Below are 16,111 nucleotides of genomic sequence, written 5' to 3'. Positions count from 1 at the left end.
GAAGGAGCCCGCGATGGAAAATCCGGTCCGCTACGAAGCCCACGGCGATATCGGCGTCATCCGCGTCGACAACCCGCCGGTGAACGCCACCAGCCATGCCGTGCGCGAGGGGCTGGTCGCCTGTGCCCGCGAATTTGCCGCCTCGCCGCAGAAGGTCGCGGTTATCGTCGGCGAGGGGCGCACCTTCATCGCGGGCGCCGATATCACCGAATTCGGCAAAGAGCCGCGCGAGCCGCATCTGCCGGACGCGATCAACGTGATCGAGGCGTTGGAAAAGCCCGTCGTCTGCGTGATCCACGGCACCGCGCTGGGCGGCGGGTTCGAGGTCGCGCTGGGCAGCCATTACCGGGTGATGCTGCGCGGCGCGCGGATCGGCCTGCCCGAGGTCAATCTGGGCCTTCTGCCCGGTGCGGGCGGCACGCAGCGTCTGCCGCGGCTGATCGGTATCGTGCCGGCGGCTGAAATCTTCACCTCGGCCAAGATGATCTCGGCCGAGGATTGCCTCGCGCTGGGGATCGCTGACGAATTGTCGAACGAGGATCCGTTCGAGGCGGGCATGGCGATGGCGCGCAAGGTTCTGGCCGAGGGGCTGCCGGTGCGCCGGGTTTCGGAAATGTCGGTGCCGCCTACCGATGACGCGGCGCTCGAGGCGCTGAAAAAGAAGGTGGCCCGCGCCAATCGCGGCCATGTCTGCCACCTGAAAGCCATCGACGTCGCGGTCGAGGGCACCAAGCTGCCTTTCACCGAGGGCATGAAGCTGGAACGCGCCGCGTTCTGGGAAATGATGCACACCCCGCAGCGCGCGGCGATGATCCATGCCTTCTTTGCCGAGCGCAAGGTCGCCAACCTGCCCGAAATCAAGGGCGTCGCGCCGCGCGATTTGTCGAAGATCGGCATCATCGGCGGCGGCACGATGGGCGGCGGTATCGCCGTGTCCTGCCTGCTGAGCGGTCTGAACGTCACGCTGATCGAACGCGACGCGGAATCGGTTGAGAAAGCGCATAACGGCATCGCCCGGACCCTTGCCGACAGCGTCAAGCGCGGCAAGCTGGGCGCCGAGGCGCGCGACATGCTGCTGTCCGAACGGCTGCTGGTGACCGACAGCTATGACAAGCTGTCGGATGCCGATCTGGTGATCGAAGCGGTGTTCGAGTCGATGGAGGTGAAGAAAGACGTCTTCACCAAGCTCGACGCGGTGTGCAAGCCGGGTGCGGTGCTGGCGTCGAACACCTCGTATCTGGACGTGGACGAAATCGCGGCGATGACCAAGCGCCCCGAAGACGTGATCGGGCTGCATTTCTTCTCGCCCGCGCATGTGATGAAGCTGCTCGAAGTCGTGGTCGCCGCCAAGACCGCGAAGGACGTGGTCGCCACCGGCTTCGCGCTGGCCAAGAAGCTGAAGAAGGTGCCGGTGCGCGCCGGGGTCTGCGACGGCTTCATCGGCAACCGCATCCTGAAAACCTATCGCAACGCCGCCGATATCATGGTGCTGGAAGGCGCCTCGCCCTTTCAGGTGGACAAGGCGCTGGAAGAGTTCGGTTTCGCCATGGGCCCCTATGCCGTGGCGGATCTGGCCGGGATCGATATCAGCTACTTGACCCGCAAGCGGCTGGCGCCGACGCGCAAGCCTGGCGAGCGTTTCGGCGAATGGGGCGACGTTCTGTACGAGATGGGCCGGCTGGGGCGCAAGACCGGGCATGGCCATTACATCTATGATGCCGAGACGCCCAAGGGCCGTCCCGACCCGGAAGTCGAAGAGATCATCGCCAAAGAGCGTCACGCCAAGGGCATCACTCCGCGCGACTTCACCGATGCCGAGATCGTCGAGCGCTACATGGCGGCGATGATCAACGAAGGCGCCAAGGTGGTGGGCGAGGGGATCGCACTGCGTCCGCTCGATGTGGATGTGACCAAGCTTTATGGCTACGGCTTCCCGCGCTTCCGGGGCGGACCGATGCATTACGCCGACGAGATCGGGCTGGCCAAGGTCCTGGCGACGATCGAAGAGGCTGGCAAGGCGGGCGACGATATCTGGGAACCGGCGCCGCTGCTCAAGACATTGGTGGCCGAGAACAAGACCTTCGCCAGCCTGAACTGACACCGACATCCAAGGGAGGATACCATGGCAGAAGCTGTCATCGTCTCGACCGCGCGCACGGCCATCGGCAAGGCCTATCGCGGGGCGTTCAACCAGACGCACGGCGTGACGATGGCGGCTCATGCCGCCCGCCACGCCGTCGACCGCGCGGGAATCGATCCGGCACTGATCGAGGATTCGATCTGGGGCTGCGCGATCCCGGAAAACGTTACCGGCGGCAACATGGCCCGTCAGGTGGTTTTGCGCGCGGGCCTGCCGGTCAGCGTGGCCGGCACCACGGTCAACCGTTTCTGCGCCTCGGGGCTGCAGGCGATTGCCATGGGCGCGCATATGATCACGCAGGAAGGCGCGCGCGCGATCCTTGTCGGCGGGGTCGAGAGCATCAGCCTGAACCAGCCCTCGCCGCGCAACACGCCCGAGCCATGGCTGCTCGAGCATAAGCCCGAGATCTACCTGCCGATGATCGACACCGCCGACATCGTCGCGCAGCGCTACAATGTCAGCCGCGAGGCGCAGGACGAATACGCCCTGCGCAGCCAGCAGCGCATCGCCAAGGCGCAGGCCGATGGCCTGTTCGCCGACGAGATCGTGCCCATCGACGTGACGATGGGCGTCAAGGACAAGGCCACCGGCGAGATCAGCGAAAAAGCGGTGACGCTGACGCAGGACGAATGCAACCGCCCGGGCACCACGCTCGAAGGTCTGGCCAGTCTCGACCCGGTGCGCGGGCCGGGCAATTTCGTCACCGCCGGCAATGCAAGCCAGCTGTCCGACGGCGCCGCCTCGCTCGTCCTGATGGATGCGGGCCATGCCGAGCAGCTGGGCCTTGAGCCGCTGGGCGCGTTCCGGGGCTTTGCCGTCGCGGGCTGTGAACCCGACGAGATGGGCATCGGCCCGATCCGTGCCGTGCCGCGTCTTCTGGACCGCGCCGGGCTGATCGTCGACGATATCGACCTGTGGGAGCTGAACGAAGCCTTCGCCAGCCAGTGCCTGTATTGCCGCGACGAGCTGGGCATCGACCCCGAGAAATACAACGTGAACGGCGGCTCGATCGCCATCGGCCACCCCTATGGCATGTCGGGCGCGCGGATGACCGGGCATGTCCTGCTCGAAGGGCGTCGGCGCGGCGCCAAATGGGGTGTCGTGACGATGTGCATCGGCGGCGGCGCAGGCGCGGCCGGCCTGTTCGAGATCTTCTGAGGGAGAAGCAGATGGACCTGAACTATACCGAAGACGAAGTCGCCTTCCGTGACGAGGTGCGGGCCTTCCTGAAAGACAAGCTTCCCAAGGAGCTGTCGGACAAGATCGCCGCCAACAAGATGCTGACGAAAGAGGATTACGATCTCTGGCACGCCCGTCTCGACGACCAGGGCTATCTGGCCGGGGCGTGGCCGAAGGAATTCGGCGGCGCCGAATGGACGGCCGTTCAGAAACACATCTTCGAAGAGGAATGCGCCCGCGCCCATGCGCCGCGCATCGTGCCCTTCGGCGTGGCGATGCTGGCCCCGGTGCTGCAGGCTTTCGGCTCGAAAGAGCAGCAGGATTACTATCTGCCGCGCATCCTGTCGGGCGAAGACTGGTGGTGTCAGGGCTATTCCGAACCGGGCGCGGGCTCGGATCTGGCGTCGCTGAAAACCAAGGCCGTGCGCGAGGGCGATCATTACATCGTCAACGGCCAGAAGACATGGACCACGCTGGGCCAGTACGCCAACAAGATCTTCTGCCTCGTGCGCACCTCGTCCGAGGGCAAGCCGCAGGAAGGGATCAGCTTCCTTCTGATCGACATGGACACGCCCGGCATCGAAGTGCGCCCGATCATCCTGATCGACGGCGTGCACGAGGTGAACGAGGTCTGGTTCACCGATGTGAAGGTCCCGGTCGAGAACCTCGTGGGCGAGGAAAACAAGGGCTGGACCTATGCCAAGTACCTGCTCACGCATGAACGCACCGGCATCGCCGGCGTCGGCTTCTCGCAGGAAGGGCTGCAAAGCCTCAAGCGCGTGGCACGGCAGGAAATGCAGAACGGCCGCCCGCTGATCGAAGATCCGCTTTTCGCCGCACGCCTCGCGCGGATCGAGATCGACCTCATGGCCATGGCCACGACCAATCTGCGCGTCGTCGCGGCGGCGGATGCGGGCAAGGCTCCGGGCGCCGAAAGCTCGATGCTGAAGGTCAAGGGCTCGATCATCCGCCAGCAGATCAACGATCTCGCGCGCCGCGCGGTCGGACCCTGGGCGCAGCCCTTCGTGTCCGAGCAGCTGTCGGACAACCTGTTCCACCCCGGCCCCGACTACGCGGCCAAGGCCACCAACGTGTATCTCAACAACCGCAAGATCTCGATCTATGGCGGCTCGAACGAGGTGCAGCGCGGCATCATCACCAAGGCTATTCTGGGACTGTAAGGGCGGGCTGTCAGATGGATTTTAATCATACCGAAGAACGCCGGATGCTCGCCGATTCGCTGCGCCGCTCGCTTGAGCGCGGGGCGGACTGGGCGGCGCTGGCCGAACTGGGCGTGCTGGGCGCGCTGTTCACCGAAGACGAGGGCGGCTTCGGCGGCCACGGCTTCGATATCGCCGTCGTGTTCGAGGAACTCGGCCGCGCGGGCTCGACCGAGCCGGTGCTCGAAGCCGGTCTCGCGGGTGGGCTTCTGGCCGATGCCGGGCGCGCCGATCTGGTCGAAGAGATCATCGGCGGCGGGCTGAAAGTCACGCTCGCGCATTTCGAGCCGGGCCTGCGCTACGATAGCGGCCCGATCACCACCTCGGCCAATGAAGGCCATCTGAGCGGGCGCAAATCCTTCGTCACTCAGGCTGAAGGGTCCGACCGGCTGCTGGTCTCGGCGCTGAAGGATGGCGAGGTCGCGCTGTTCCTCGTCGATACCGCCGCCGAGGGCGTGACGCTGCACACCACGCCTGCGCTGATGGGGGGCACGATCAGCGAGGTCACGCTCGACCGCGTCGCGGGCGAAGCGGTGGGCAATGCCCATACGCTGCAGCAACGCCTCGCTGCCGCCACGCTCGCGGTCTGCGCCGATGCGCTGGGGGCGATGGACGTCGCGCGCGACATGACGCTCGACTACCTGCGCACCCGCAAGCAATTCGGTGTGCCGATCGGCAAGTTCCAGGCGCTGCAGCACCGCATGGCCGATGTCGCGATCGAGATCGAGATGGCGCGCTCGGCGGTGATCAACGCGGCCGGGCATCTCGATGCCGCCGGTCCCACCCGCGACCGCCATATCAGCGCCGCCAAGAACCTGCTCGGGCGCACCGCGCGGCTGGTGGCCGAGGAAGCGGTTCAGATGCATGGCGGGATCGCCATGACCGAGGAATACGCGCTGGCCCCGGTCACCCGGCGCCTGATCGCCGTCGATCACCGCTTCGGCGACGAGGACTGGCACCTCGCGCGATTCATGCGGCTCGAGATGTGACAGGGGATGACCGGCCCCGATCATTCTGGCCCCGATCACCACGGCCCCGACCGTCCTGGCCATGATGCGACGGGCACGGCGAAACTGCTGGGCCTCTCGCTCGAATTCGATCCGGGCAAGGGGGCGAGCGTGTCGATGCCGGTCACGCCCGACCACGCCAACCGGCACGGCAACCTGCATGGCGGCCTGATCTCGACCGTGCTCGACACGGCGATGGGGGCGACGGCAAGCTACCTGAAGGGCGAGGGCGGGAAGATCCCGTTCTCGACCATCTCGCTTACCGTCAATTTCATCGCTCCGATGCCGCTCGGCGGAACCATCACCGCGACAGGCCGGGTGATGGGGGGCGGCTTCAAGACGGTTTTCGTCGAAGGCATCGCCCGCGCCGAAGACGGCACGCTTGTGGCGCAGGCCAGCGGCACATTCAAACGCGCGCCAATCTGACGGACGCGCGGACCCGGGCGCATTTTCCGCCCACCCCATCTTTGATCCCCAAATATCCTCGGGGGTGAGGCGCGCAGCGCCGAGGGGGCAGACAGCCCCCTCAGGGCGCCGAGCGAAGCGAGGCGCCCGGTCGCGCGAGCCCGGCGTGCCGCAGGCATGCCGAGCACGGGCGAAAGACCTTGCCGCGACTGCGCCCGCGCGCCATCTTCCCCGCCAGACGCAAGGGAGGCGCAGCCATGGCAAAGACCGTCATCATCGAGAAAACCGGCGGGCCCGAGGTCCTGACTCTGGTCGATCGCCCGGTTGGCGACCCCGGTCCGGGCGAGATCCGCATCCGGCACAAGGCGGTCGGGCTCAATTTCATCGATTGCTACCAGCGCTCGGGGCTCTACCCGATGACGCTACCTTCGGGGTTGGGCCGCGAAGCGGCGGGCGTGGTCGAGGCCGTGGGCGACGGCGTCACGCATCTGAAGGTCGGCGACCGCGCGGCCTATGCCGCCGCCGTCACCGGCGCCTATTGCGAGGAATGGGTGATGCCGGCCGCGCAGGTCTGTCCGCTGCCCGACGGGATCTCGTTCGAAGAGGGCGCGGCGATGATGCTCAAGGGCATGACGACGCAATACCTGTTCCACCGCACCACGCCGCTCAAGGCGGGCGACACGGTGCTGTTCCACGCCGCAGCAGGGGGTGTGGGCCTGATTGCCTGCCAATGGGCGAAAAGTGAGGGCATCCACCTAATCGGCACCGCCGGTTCGGACGAAAAATGCCAGCTCGCTCTCGACCACGGAGCCGAGCACGCGATCAATTACAACACCGAGGATTTCCCCGCCCGCGTCCGCGATCTGACGGGCGGCAAGGGGGTGGATGTGGTGATGGATTCGGTCGGCGCCTCGACCTGGGAGGGGTCGCTGGATTGTCTGAAACCCGTGGGGATGATGATTTCGTTCGGGAATGCCTCGGGGCCGGTGCCGCCCTTCTCGCTGGCCGCGCTGGCGCCCAAATCGTTGCAGGTGACGCGGCCGACGCTGTTCACGCATATCGCCGCGCACGACACATGTCAGGCGATGGCGCGGCACCTGTTCGACAAGGTGCTGTCGGGCGCGGTGACGATCCGCATCGACCAGCGTTTCCCGCTGGACGAGGTCCGCGTCGCGCATGAGGCGCTGGAAGCGCGCAAGACCACGGGGTGTACAATCCTGACGGTGTGAGTTGACGCGCAGGGCCTCGGCCCCGTTGCCATTGAAGAAGGCGAGGGGGCTGCGCGCCCCCTCGCGCTCCCTGCGCCAAAGGGGGGCACGCCCCCCTTTGGAAACCCCGTGAGTATTTGCGGCAAAGTGAAATCAGGACTTGAAGCGGTCGTCGGTGGGGACCTGCAGCGCGGTGGCCAGCGCGTTGGTCTGGGACGCCATGGCGATGACGGCGAGGAGTTCGGCGTGCATCTCGGGCGTCATGCCTTTGGCCTTGGCTGCCGCGCTATGGGAATGGATGCAGTAATCGCAACCATTCGCCACGCTGACGGCGACATAGATCAGTTCCTTGACCAGCGGATCTAGGGCGCCGGGTGCCATGACCCGTTGCAGCCTGTCCCAGACCTGTTGCAGCTGCGCCGGATCATTGGCCAGCGCGCGCCAGAAATTGTTCACATAATCGGTCTGGCGTTTGGCCCGGATGTCGTCGAACACGGCGCGCGCTTCGGCGCCCGCTGTGTCGTCGTCGAGAAGCGGAAGCGTGGCCATCAGAACAGCGTGAACACGCGGGCCGGGCCGCCGGTGCCGCGGCGGTGTTTGGGGGCGCCGACGATAAGGGTGGCGCCGGTCGCGGGCACCGCGTCGAGATTGGCGAGGCATTCCACGCCCCAGCGTCCCGAGGGCAGCCACGCGTAATGCGTGGCGAAGTCGGACGACATGCCGTAATCGAGCGACAGCGTATCGACGGCGATGCCCGACACGTCCGCCTCTTCCATCAGCATCTGCACCGCTTCGACATGGAAGCCGGGGAAATGCATCACCCCCTCGCCATCGGCGTTGCGGAAAGACGGGTCGTCGATCTTCGCCCCCCAGCCGGAATTCATCGCCACGCAGGCGCCAGCGGGCAGGTCGCCATGCGTCTCCATCCAGGCGCGCAGATCGTCGGGCGTGAGTTGCGCATCGGCATCCCCGTCCGCCTTGGCGCGGATATCGACCACGGAGAGCGGCACGATCAGTTTGTCGACCGGGATCTCATCCACCGACATGCCATCGGCCGAGAAATGCATCGGGCTGTCGACATGGGTGCCGGTATGTTCGTTGACGCGCAGCTCTTTCAGGTTGAAGCCGTGTTCGTCGAAGTTGAAGAGCTGCTCTTCCCAGAATTGCTGTTCGCCGAAGAAGGTCGGGAAGTCAGGATGCAGCGTGTGCGTCATGTCGGCCATCTGGCCGGGCGTCTGCGCCATCGCCGGGGCGGGTTTCAGCGCGGACCCCGCTGCCGCGACACCGGCGAGGCCGAGCGCGCCCTTGAACAGCTCGCGCCGTCCGATCCCCGACTCCCCCAGCATTCGCGCCTTGACGCTTTCCATCACGCAGGCATGGCACATGATCCGTCTCCCTGTTCTTGGTTATCGGATCAGCCTGCGTCCACGTGACGATTCGGTCAACTGAGCAGTGTTTCGACCCAGTCGGGCACGACCTGCGAGGCAGGCCCGAACCGGCGTTCGTGAAAGACGCGGCTGATTTCCGAGGCTTCGAGGTTCAGTTCCACGCAATGCGCGCCCGCGCGGCGCGCCTCGGCGGCGAGGCCCGCGGCGGGATAGACCTGTCCCGAAGTGCCGATGGCGGCGAAGATCTCGCAGGTCGCGACATGCTCGGCGATGGCGTCCATGTGATAGGGGATCTCGCCGAACCAGACGATATCGGGCCGTGCGCGGGCGGCACCGCAGGCCGGGCAGGCGGTAGCGAGGCTCATCACGTGGGGGGCGGGCCAGCGATGGCCGCAATCCGCGCAAAGCGCCGACATCAGCGCGCCGTGCATCTGGATCACGCGCTGCGAGCCCGCGCGCTGATGCAGGTCGTCCACGTTCTGGGTGACGATCAACACCTCGCCCGGGCGCGCGGCTTCCAGCCGGGCCAGCGCTTGATGCGCGGCGTTGGGCCGGGCGGCAAGGCAATTGGCGCGGCGGGCATTGTAGAAATCCACCACGAGTTGCGGGTTGCGGGCGAAGCCTTCGGGCGTTGCGACCTCTTCGAGATCGTATTGCGTCCACAGCCCGTCCTTGTCGCGAAAGGTTCCCAGCCCGCTTTCGGCCGAGATCCCGGCGCCGGTGAGGATGACGATGCTCATCTCAGATCCTTTGCAGCTTGACGGGCTCGGTGCGCGCAAGGCGCAGGAAATGCGCCATGAAGGGTTTTACGGTGTCCTCTTCGCGCGTCGCGGCATAGAGCCGCTTGGTCAGGCCGTGTTCGGTCACCGGCTTGGTGACATAGTCGGTGGAATACTTCACCTCGCGCAGGACCCAGTCGGGCAACACAGAGACGCCGCGACCGGCCGCGACCAGAAGCAGGATCACCGCCGTCAGCTCGATCGGGCGGACCAGCCGGGGCTCGACGCGGGCGGGGTTGAGAAGGCCCGTGAAGATATCGAGCCGGGTGCGGTCCATCGGATAGGTGAACAGCACCTCGTCGCGGAAATCCTCGGCCTCGATATAGGGTTTTTGCGCCAGCGGATGCGAGGCGGCGGCGATGAAGCGCGGCTCGTAATCGAAGAGCGGGGTATAGCTGATCCCGTCCATCGGGTCGGGATCGGATGAGATCACCACGTCGATTTCCTCGCGCGCAAGCGCGGGCAGGGCGGCGAAGGCAAGGTTGGGGCGGATATCGACATCGACATCGGGCCAGGCGTGACGGAAGCGTTCGAGCACCGGGAACAGCCAGTCGAAACAGGCATGGCATTCGATGGCAATATGCAACCGCCCGGTCTTGCCGGCGATGAGCGCACGGAATTCCTCTTCCAGCGCCTCAATCCGGGGCAGCACGTCCTCGGCCAGCTTGAGCATCCGAAGCCCGGCTGAAGACAGCCGCAAGGGCTTGGTGCGGCGTGCGAAAAGCTCGACGCCGCATTGTTCCTCAAGCCCCTTGAGCTGATGGCTCAGCGCCGATTGGGTGATGTTGAGGATATCGGCCGCGCGGGCGACGCCGCCCGCCTGATGGATCGCGCGGATCGTGCGCAAATGCCGGAATTCGATGTGCATTATGAGGTGAGCCTCATGGTGATGATGAGAACAATGAATTTGTCTCACATTGGGCGCGGCCCTACAACAGCCTCAACAAAGGAGCTTCACCATGGCCGCACCGCGCATTTCGTTCGAGTTCTTCCCACCCAAGACGCTGGATGCCAGCTTTCGTCTGTGGGAGACCACGCGCATGCTGGCCCCGCTGCGTCCCGATTTCGTGTCGGTCACCTATGGCGCGGGCGGAACGACGCGGCAGCTGACGCATGAGGTGGTCACGACGATCGGACGCGAATTCGGGCTGAACGTCGCCGCGCACTTGACCTGCGTCGATGCTTCGCGCGCGCAGACGCTGGAGATCGCCGACAGCTATGCCAAGGCCGGGGTGCGCGAGATCGTCGCGCTGCGGGGCGATCCGCCCAAGGGGCAGGGCCGGTTCAGCGCTCGGGCCGACGGGTTCGCGCATTCGCTCGAGCTGATCGCGGCGCTCAAGGAAACCGGCAACTTTACCCTGCGCGTCGGTGCCTATCCCGAGCGTCACCCCGAAGCGGGCGACGATGACGCCGATATCGCCTGGCTCAAGCGCAAGTTCGAAGCCGGGGCGGACAGCGCGATCACGCAGTTCTTCTTTGAAGCCGAGACCTTCCTGCGGTTTCGCGACAAGGCCGAAAAGGCGGGGATCGACGGTACGAAGATCCTGCCGGGCATCATTCCGATCGAAAACTGGCAGGGCATCCGCCGCTTTGCACAGGCGACCGGCGCGGCGGTGCCGGGCTGGATGGATGACGCCTTTGCCAAGGCCGAGCGCGACGGACGCGAACAGCTTCTGGCTACGGCCCTGTGTACCGAGCTGTGCGACGCGCTGATGGATGAGGGCGTGCCGGCGCTGCATTTCTACACGCTCAACCGCGCGCATATGACCCGCGACGTCTGTTACGCGCTGGGCGTGACGCCGCAAGTGGCGCTGCAGAAAGTGGCCTGACGTCCGGGGGAGAGGTCGGAGAAGGGGGGCTGTCTGCCCCCCTCTTTGGCGATGCCAAATTCACCCCCTGAGGATATTTTCGGATCAAAGATGAGGGCGGCGCCGCGAAGGGATCAGAACGGTTCGCCGAACTTGTTGGCGACGAGATCAGAGAGCGCGTCGATCAGCGGCTCGGCCTGCGCGCCCTCGGTCCGGACGCGGATCTCGGTGCCGCGCGACGCGGCGAGCATCAGCAGGCCCATGATCGAATCGCCCGAGACGCTCATGCCGTCCTTTTCGACCTCGGCCTGGGCGTCATGGGCTTCGACGACCTCGACGAATTTCGCCGAGGCGCGGGCATGCAGGCCTTTTTCGTTGACGATCTTCAGAACCTTCTCGGTGCTCACACGCCGATCCCCCCGCTCATTTCGTAGGAGTTGATATAGCGACGGCCGGCATCGAGCGCGAGTGTCGCGGCTTCGGGAACCGACAGGCTGCGGGATTTCGCCAGCTTGATCAGCATCGGCAGGTTGGCCCCGTAGAGAATGCGGCGGTCGGGCGTGCTGCAGGCGGGCATCGACAGGTTCGAGGGCGAGCCGCCGAACATATCGGTGACCACGACGACGCCGCTGCCGGAATCGACTTCGTCCGCGGCCGCGCAGATTTCGGCCTGCTTGGCGGCGCGGTCATGCTCGTATTCGATCGCGATCGCACGGATCCCGACCTGTTTTCCCACGACATGTTCGACGGCGCGAAGATATTCGCGCGCCAGTCCGCCATGCGCGACGATCACGATTCCGATCACGCCCTTACCCTTGCTTCTCCGACGCGGCCATCAGTTTGCGCCGTTCCAGCTCCCTATGTCTCTTTGACACCCGCCACCCCTGATCTGCAAGCACCCGGGCCATTTTTTCTGCAACTGCGACGCTGCGATGCTTTCCGCCCGAACAGCCGAACGCGATGGTGAGCGAGGCCTTGCCTTCGTCCACATAAGCTTCGAGCAGCGAGGCGATAAGATCGTGCACGCGGGTGAAGAAATCGGAAAACCGCGGATCGGCCTCGACATGCGCGGCCACCTGCGGGGTGCGGCCGTCATGCTCGCGCAGCTCGGGCACCCAGTGCGGGTTGGTCAGAAAGCGGACATCGAAGACCATGTCCACGCCGCGCGGCAGGCCGCGTTTGTACGAAAAGCTCTGGATCGACAACGCCATGGGCCGCCCGTCGCGCGGCGCGAACCAGCGCGTGACTTCGGCGCGCAGCTGATGGGGCGTGAGGCCCGAGGTCTCGATCAGCGCATCGGCGCGCGCGCGCACGGGTTCGAGCAGCGCCAGTTCGTATTCGATGCCGATAAGCGGGGCGTCGTCGGGGCTGAGCGGGTGGCGGCGGCGGGTTTCGGAATAGCGCCGGACCAGCGTGTCGGTGTCGCAATCGAGGTACAGAAGCTCGGCCGCGACATTCGGCAGGCGGTGCAGGCGATCGACCAGTTCGATCAGCGATTCGGACGAGAAGTCGCGGTTGCGCACATCGACGCCCAAAGCCAGCGGACGCGGCAGGGGCGGGCCATCCAGCAGGCGCGGGATCAAGGACATCGGCAGGTTGTCGATCGCCTCGAAGCCGAGATCTTCGAGCACGTTGATCGCCGAGGAACGGCCGGCGCCCGAAGGGCCGGTGACCATCACCACGCGGATCGGATTGGCATTGTCCTGCATGTCTTAATCCGGAATTCTCATACGGGTTAGATAATGACGCAATCCGCGGGCGAAAGACGAGTCCGCGCGACCGGGAAGACACGCTATCGTGACGCCCCCGATACGGGTCGGGGCCGGGTCGGGCAGGCGCGCGGGCGGTGCGGCGAGGTCGATGGCGAGAGCGATCCGCGCCAGCCGCAGCGGCGGCAGTCGCAACAGGCCGAGGCCACGCGCTTCGATCAGGCTGTCAATCGCGCGCGGCGCGCGAGCATAGAGCGCGCCGCCGTCGCGGCACAGCAGCACCTGATCGTCCGCGACCAGCCGCGCGCCTTGTTCGACCAGCGCCAGCGCCAGCCGGGACTTGCCCGCGCCCGAAGGCCCGAGGATCAGCACCCCGCGCGCCGGGTCGAAGGCCACGCAGCTTGCGTGCAGATTGGGGGCAAGCGGGGCGTCCGCGCTCACAACGGCAGGCCGACGACGAACCGCGCGCCCAGCGGCGGCGAATTCTTGTCGGCATTGGTGGGGCGGATATTCTCGGCCCAGATCACGCCGCCATGCGCTTCGATGATCTGCTTGGAAATCGCCAGACCCAGCCCCGAATGGTTGCCGAAATCCTGCGGGCGCTCGGAATAGAAGCGTTTGAACACCTTGGTCAGCGCCGATTCAGGGATGCCTGGACCGGTATCTTCGACCACGACCAGCACGCGGTTCTCGCGTTTGCGCGCCCAGATGCGGACCGCGTCGCCTTCGTTGCAGAAGCTGATCGCGTTGGTAATCAGGTTGACGAAGACCTGCGCCAGCCGCGCTTCGAGGCCCTGGATCATGATCGCGTCGCGCGGCAATTCGCTGATGAACTCGACGCCCTTGGTCTCGGCTTCCTGCGCCAGATGCTGCGACAGGTTGTCGAGTGTTTTGCACAGGTTGAAGGTTTCTTCCTCTTCCTTGACCAGTTCGCTGTCGAGCCGCGAGGCGTTCGACGTGTCCGAGATCAGCCGGTCGAGGCGGCGCACATCGTGTTCGATCACGTCGAGCAGCCGCGTCACCTGATCTTCGCGCTTGGCCACCCGCAGCGTGCCCACGGCCGAGCGCAGCGAGGCGAGCGGGTTCTTGATCTCGTGCGAAACGTCGGCGGCGAATTGTTCGTTGGCGTCGATCCGGTCATAAAGCGCGCTGACCATGCCGCGCATGGCCGAGGACAGGCGCCCGATCTCGTCGGGGCGGCCCGTCAGGTCGGGGATGCGCACGCGGCCCGGCGACATGCGGCGAGCGTTCTTGTCGCGGCCCAGTTCGGCGGCGGTAGCCAGATCGGCGAGCGGGTTGGCGATGGTCGAGGCCAGCACCAGCGACAGCCCGACCGAAACCAGAAGCGCCACGATGAACATCTGCAGCACCTGTTCGCGCTCGGCCCGCAGCATCCGTTCGATATCGGTGGGGATCTGCTGCATGACCACCGCGCCCAGCACGGTGTCGCCGTCGAGGATCGGCGCGGCGGCCAGCATCCGGAAGCCGTCATCGAGACGCAGGATACGGCTGGACGAGCGGCCTTCCATCGCCGCCGCGTGCAGTTCCGACAGCAGCGCGCTGGCTTCGGGCTGCGGCGAGCGGTTGCCGGGGACGATGGCGGCAAGGCCGGACCAGACGGCGTCGAGGAAGTCCGAAATCAGCGTCGGGTTGCGGTCTTCGGGCATCTGGTCGAGGGGGACGACACCCGGACGCCCCGTGCCGCGCCGCGCGGTTTCGACCCGGCCCTCGGCATCGAGCAGCAACGCCTCGGTTTCGGTGTCGAGATGCAGGGCGGCGATGGCGGCGACGCGGGCGTCGCGCATCTCGTCGCTGGTATAGGGCTGTCCGTCGCCGACAAGGGCGGGCAGCACCACGATGAGATCGGCCAGCGTTTCTGCCTGCGAGACCAGCGCCTGTTCGCGCTGTTGCGCCAGCGAGTCGCGGAACGGGTTGGTGACCAGCACGCCCGCGACCAGCAGAACCAGCGCCAGCATGTTGAACAGGATGATCTTGCGCGCCAGCGGCGAGTGGAAAATCGAGAACAGGCCGCGGCGCGCACGGTCGATGCGCACCTCGGTATCGACCGCGCTTTGCGGTCGGACCCAATCGTCGCCAAGGACGACGTCGCTTCCCGGCGCCCCGGACTGCGTGCTCACCTGTGCCCTCACCGCCTTATAACTCTGGCCCCTACAACTCGGGCCCGATCACCCGGCGGCCCGGATAGGGCCGCGTGTCTGCGATCAGGCTTCGTTGTATTTGTAGCCGATACCGTACAGAGTTTCGATGGACGAGAAGTCTTCGTCAACGGTGCGCATTTTCTTGCGCAGCCGCTTGATGTGGCTGTCGATCGTGCGGTCGTCGACATAGACCTGATCGTCATAGGCCACGTCCATCAGCTGATCGCGCGATTTCACGAAACCGGGACGCTGGGCGAGCGCCTGCAGCAGCAGGAACTCGGTCACGGTCAGTGTGACTTCCTTGCCCTTCCACGTAACGGCATGACGCAGCGGGTCCATAGTCAGCGAGCCGCGCACCATGACCTTGGTTTCTTCGGTCGTGCCGACCTCGTCAGTATCCATCGCCTGCTGCCTGCGCAGCAGCGAACGGATGCGTTCGATCAGCAAACGCTGCGAGAACGGCTTCTTGACGTAATCGTCAGCCCCCATGCGCAGGCCCAGAACCTCGTCGATTTCGTCATCTTTCGAGGTGAGGAAGATCACCGGCATCTGCGTTTTCTGGCGCAGACGCTGCAACAGCTCCATGCCGTCCATGCGCGGCATCTTGATGTCGAGCACTGCCATGTCGGGCAATTTGCGGTTGAACGCGTCCAGCGCGGACTGCCCGTCGTTGTAGGTTTCGACTTCGAAGCCCTCGGCCTCGAGCGAAATGGAGACAGACGTCAGAATGTTCCTGTCGTCGTCAACAAGTGCGATCTTAGACATGTGCCTGTCCTTGTGAGCTGCTCATTGGTCTTATTTTACAGACATTTTGCGGGTTTCCCCGAGGAGAATCAACTGTTCAGTGAACAAAGCAATCTCGGGTGAGTCCAAAATACCTCGGTTCGTGTGAAGTTTTTACTCATACCTGCGACCTGCGGTTGACCGCGCCGCGACCCACCGGTCGCCAAACGGCGCCCAAATCGGCGTGGCTGCGACAGTTTGCGATAACAGCGTCATGTTGGCGCTAAAGGAGAAAATGTGTTCTGTTCCTTCCTGAAATCGCCATGATATAGGCCAAGTGTCGGTTGAGGAGACCGGTCGACGGACCACCCGAAGGCAGGGGGTTG

17 protein-coding genes are annotated in these 16,111 nt (G+C 65.4%); 7 read left to right on the top strand and 10 right to left on the bottom strand.

Annotated features, from left to right (window positions below; all coding sequences use genetic code 11):
• Positions 1–13: 13 nt before the first annotated feature.
• From JI664_RS12435 to JI664_RS12410, 6 genes are all read left to right on the top strand, one after another.
• Positions 14–2,098 (top strand): 3-hydroxyacyl-CoA dehydrogenase NAD-binding domain-containing protein, encoded by a 2,085-nt coding sequence (locus JI664_RS12435; RefSeq protein ID WP_207014057.1) that lies wholly within the window; start codon positions 14–16, stop codon positions 2,096–2,098.
• 24 nt (positions 2,099–2,122) lie between these two features.
• The gene (locus JI664_RS12430; protein WP_207014056.1) at positions 2,123–3,298 is read left to right on the top strand and encodes an acetyl-CoA C-acyltransferase; all 1,176 of its coding nucleotides are present in this window, start codon (positions 2,123–2,125) and stop codon (positions 3,296–3,298) included.
• An 11-nt stretch (positions 3,299–3,309) separates the two neighbouring features.
• A complete protein-coding gene (locus tag JI664_RS12425; protein ID WP_207014055.1) occupies positions 3,310–4,500 on the top strand; it encodes an acyl-CoA dehydrogenase family protein in 1,191 nt (396 codons plus the stop codon).
• A gap of 14 nt (positions 4,501–4,514) precedes the next feature.
• Complete coding sequence (locus JI664_RS12420; protein WP_207014053.1) at positions 4,515–5,528, top strand: acyl-CoA dehydrogenase family protein; 1,014 nt, start codon at positions 4,515–4,517, stop codon at positions 5,526–5,528.
• A gap of 6 nt (positions 5,529–5,534) precedes the next feature.
• Positions 5,535–5,972 (top strand): PaaI family thioesterase, encoded by a 438-nt coding sequence (locus JI664_RS12415; RefSeq protein WP_207014050.1) that lies wholly within the window; start codon positions 5,535–5,537, stop codon positions 5,970–5,972.
• A 236-nt stretch (positions 5,973–6,208) separates the two neighbouring features.
• Positions 6,209–7,180: a quinone oxidoreductase family protein gene (locus JI664_RS12410; protein ID WP_207014048.1), complete on the top strand. Its 972-nt coding sequence runs from the start codon at positions 6,209–6,211 to the stop codon at positions 7,178–7,180.
• A 132-nt stretch (positions 7,181–7,312) separates the two neighbouring features.
• Here JI664_RS12410 and JI664_RS12405 read toward each other — a convergent pair whose 3' ends face one another.
• The 4 genes from JI664_RS12405 to JI664_RS12390 are packed head-to-tail and all read right to left on the bottom strand — an operon-like array spanning position 7,313 to position 10,194.
• Positions 7,313–7,708, bottom strand: a complete 396-nt coding sequence (locus JI664_RS12405) for a carboxymuconolactone decarboxylase family protein (protein WP_207014047.1) — start codon at positions 7,706–7,708, stop codon at positions 7,313–7,315.
• Positions 7,708–8,544 carry a cyclase family protein gene (locus JI664_RS12400; protein ID WP_207014045.1) on the bottom strand — a complete coding sequence of 279 codons (837 nt, stop codon included), beginning with the start codon at positions 8,542–8,544 and terminating at the stop codon, positions 7,708–7,710. The genes JI664_RS12405 and JI664_RS12400 overlap by 1 nt, the downstream gene beginning before the upstream one ends.
• 56 nt (positions 8,545–8,600) lie before the next feature.
• Positions 8,601–9,287, bottom strand: a complete 687-nt coding sequence (locus JI664_RS12395) for an NAD-dependent deacylase (protein ID WP_207014044.1) — start codon at positions 9,285–9,287, stop codon at positions 8,601–8,603.
• 1 nt (position 9,288) lies between these two features.
• On the bottom strand, positions 9,289–10,194 hold the full coding sequence (locus JI664_RS12390; RefSeq protein ID WP_207014042.1) for a LysR family transcriptional regulator: 906 nt from the start codon (positions 10,192–10,194) through the stop codon (positions 9,289–9,291).
• A 91-nt stretch (positions 10,195–10,285) separates the two neighbouring features.
• On the opposite strand from JI664_RS12390, the gene metF reads away from it, so the two are divergent.
• Positions 10,286–11,155 (top strand): methylenetetrahydrofolate reductase [NAD(P)H], encoded by an 870-nt coding sequence (gene metF / locus JI664_RS12385; RefSeq protein WP_207014041.1) that lies wholly within the window; start codon positions 10,286–10,288, stop codon positions 11,153–11,155.
• A 113-nt stretch (positions 11,156–11,268) separates the two neighbouring features.
• Here the strand turns inward: metF and JI664_RS12380 are convergent, their stop codons facing one another.
• From JI664_RS12380 to JI664_RS12355, 6 genes are all read right to left on the bottom strand, one after another.
• The gene (locus JI664_RS12380; RefSeq protein WP_207014040.1) at positions 11,269–11,541 is read right to left on the bottom strand and encodes an HPr family phosphocarrier protein; all 273 of its coding nucleotides are present in this window, start codon (positions 11,539–11,541) and stop codon (positions 11,269–11,271) included.
• Positions 11,538–11,939, bottom strand: coding sequence for a PTS sugar transporter subunit IIA (locus JI664_RS12375; RefSeq protein ID WP_207014039.1), 402 nt, complete (start codon positions 11,937–11,939; stop codon positions 11,538–11,540). Before JI664_RS12375 ends, JI664_RS12380 begins: the two co-directional genes overlap by 4 nt.
• Before the next feature lie 4 nt (positions 11,940–11,943).
• Positions 11,944–12,843: an RNase adapter RapZ gene (gene rapZ, locus JI664_RS12370; RefSeq protein ID WP_207014038.1), complete on the bottom strand. Its 900-nt coding sequence runs from the start codon at positions 12,841–12,843 to the stop codon at positions 11,944–11,946.
• Positions 12,844–12,846: 3 nt separating this feature from the next.
• On the bottom strand, positions 12,847–13,284 hold the full coding sequence (locus tag JI664_RS12365) for an HPr kinase/phosphorylase (protein ID WP_207014037.1): 438 nt from the start codon (positions 13,282–13,284) through the stop codon (positions 12,847–12,849).
• Positions 13,281–14,981 (bottom strand): ATP-binding protein, encoded by a 1,701-nt coding sequence (locus tag JI664_RS12360; RefSeq protein ID WP_349768721.1) that lies wholly within the window; start codon positions 14,979–14,981, stop codon positions 13,281–13,283. The genes JI664_RS12365 and JI664_RS12360 overlap by 4 nt, the downstream gene beginning before the upstream one ends.
• Before the next feature lie 84 nt (positions 14,982–15,065).
• Positions 15,066–15,767, bottom strand: coding sequence for a response regulator transcription factor (locus JI664_RS12355; protein ID WP_207014034.1), 702 nt, complete (start codon positions 15,765–15,767; stop codon positions 15,066–15,068).
• Between the last annotated feature and the right edge of the window lie 344 nt (positions 15,768–16,111).

It is taken from the genome of Rhodobacter sp. NTK016B, from assembly GCF_017303295.1.
Lineage (GTDB): Bacteria > Pseudomonadota > Alphaproteobacteria > Rhodobacterales > Rhodobacteraceae > Pararhodobacter.
Note: the sequence above shows the minus strand (reverse complement) of the source record. Positions and strands in the feature narration are given on the sequence as shown.

What these genes read in the sequence shown, in the direction of transcription:
- JI664_RS12415 (WP_207014050.1), top strand. Translation starts at nt 5,535, where the DNA reads ATGACCGGCCCCGATCATTCTGGCCCCGATCACCACGGCCCCGACCGT.
- JI664_RS12390 (WP_207014042.1), bottom strand. Translation starts at nt 10,194, where the DNA reads ATGCACATCGAATTCCGGCATTTGCGCACGATCCGCGCGATCCATCAG.
- JI664_RS12420 (WP_207014053.1), top strand. Translation starts at nt 4,515, where the DNA reads ATGGATTTTAATCATACCGAAGAACGCCGGATGCTCGCCGATTCGCTG.
- JI664_RS12400 (WP_207014045.1), bottom strand. Translation starts at nt 8,544, where the DNA reads ATGTGCCATGCCTGCGTGATGGAAAGCGTCAAGGCGCGAATGCTGGGG.
- JI664_RS12430 (WP_207014056.1), top strand. Translation starts at nt 2,123, where the DNA reads ATGGCAGAAGCTGTCATCGTCTCGACCGCGCGCACGGCCATCGGCAAG.
- JI664_RS12355 (WP_207014034.1), bottom strand. Translation starts at nt 15,767, where the DNA reads ATGTCTAAGATCGCACTTGTTGACGACGACAGGAACATTCTGACGTCT.
- metF (WP_207014041.1), top strand. Translation starts at nt 10,286, where the DNA reads ATGGCCGCACCGCGCATTTCGTTCGAGTTCTTCCCACCCAAGACGCTG.
- JI664_RS12425 (WP_207014055.1), top strand. Translation starts at nt 3,310, where the DNA reads ATGGACCTGAACTATACCGAAGACGAAGTCGCCTTCCGTGACGAGGTG.
- JI664_RS12410 (WP_207014048.1), top strand. Translation starts at nt 6,209, where the DNA reads ATGGCAAAGACCGTCATCATCGAGAAAACCGGCGGGCCCGAGGTCCTG.
- JI664_RS12435 (WP_207014057.1), top strand. Translation starts at nt 14, where the DNA reads ATGGAAAATCCGGTCCGCTACGAAGCCCACGGCGATATCGGCGTCATC.
- rapZ (WP_207014038.1), bottom strand. Translation starts at nt 12,843, where the DNA reads ATGCAGGACAATGCCAATCCGATCCGCGTGGTGATGGTCACCGGCCCT.
- JI664_RS12405 (WP_207014047.1), bottom strand. Translation starts at nt 7,708, where the DNA reads ATGGCCACGCTTCCGCTTCTCGACGACGACACAGCGGGCGCCGAAGCG.
- JI664_RS12395 (WP_207014044.1), bottom strand. Translation starts at nt 9,287, where the DNA reads ATGAGCATCGTCATCCTCACCGGCGCCGGGATCTCGGCCGAAAGCGGG.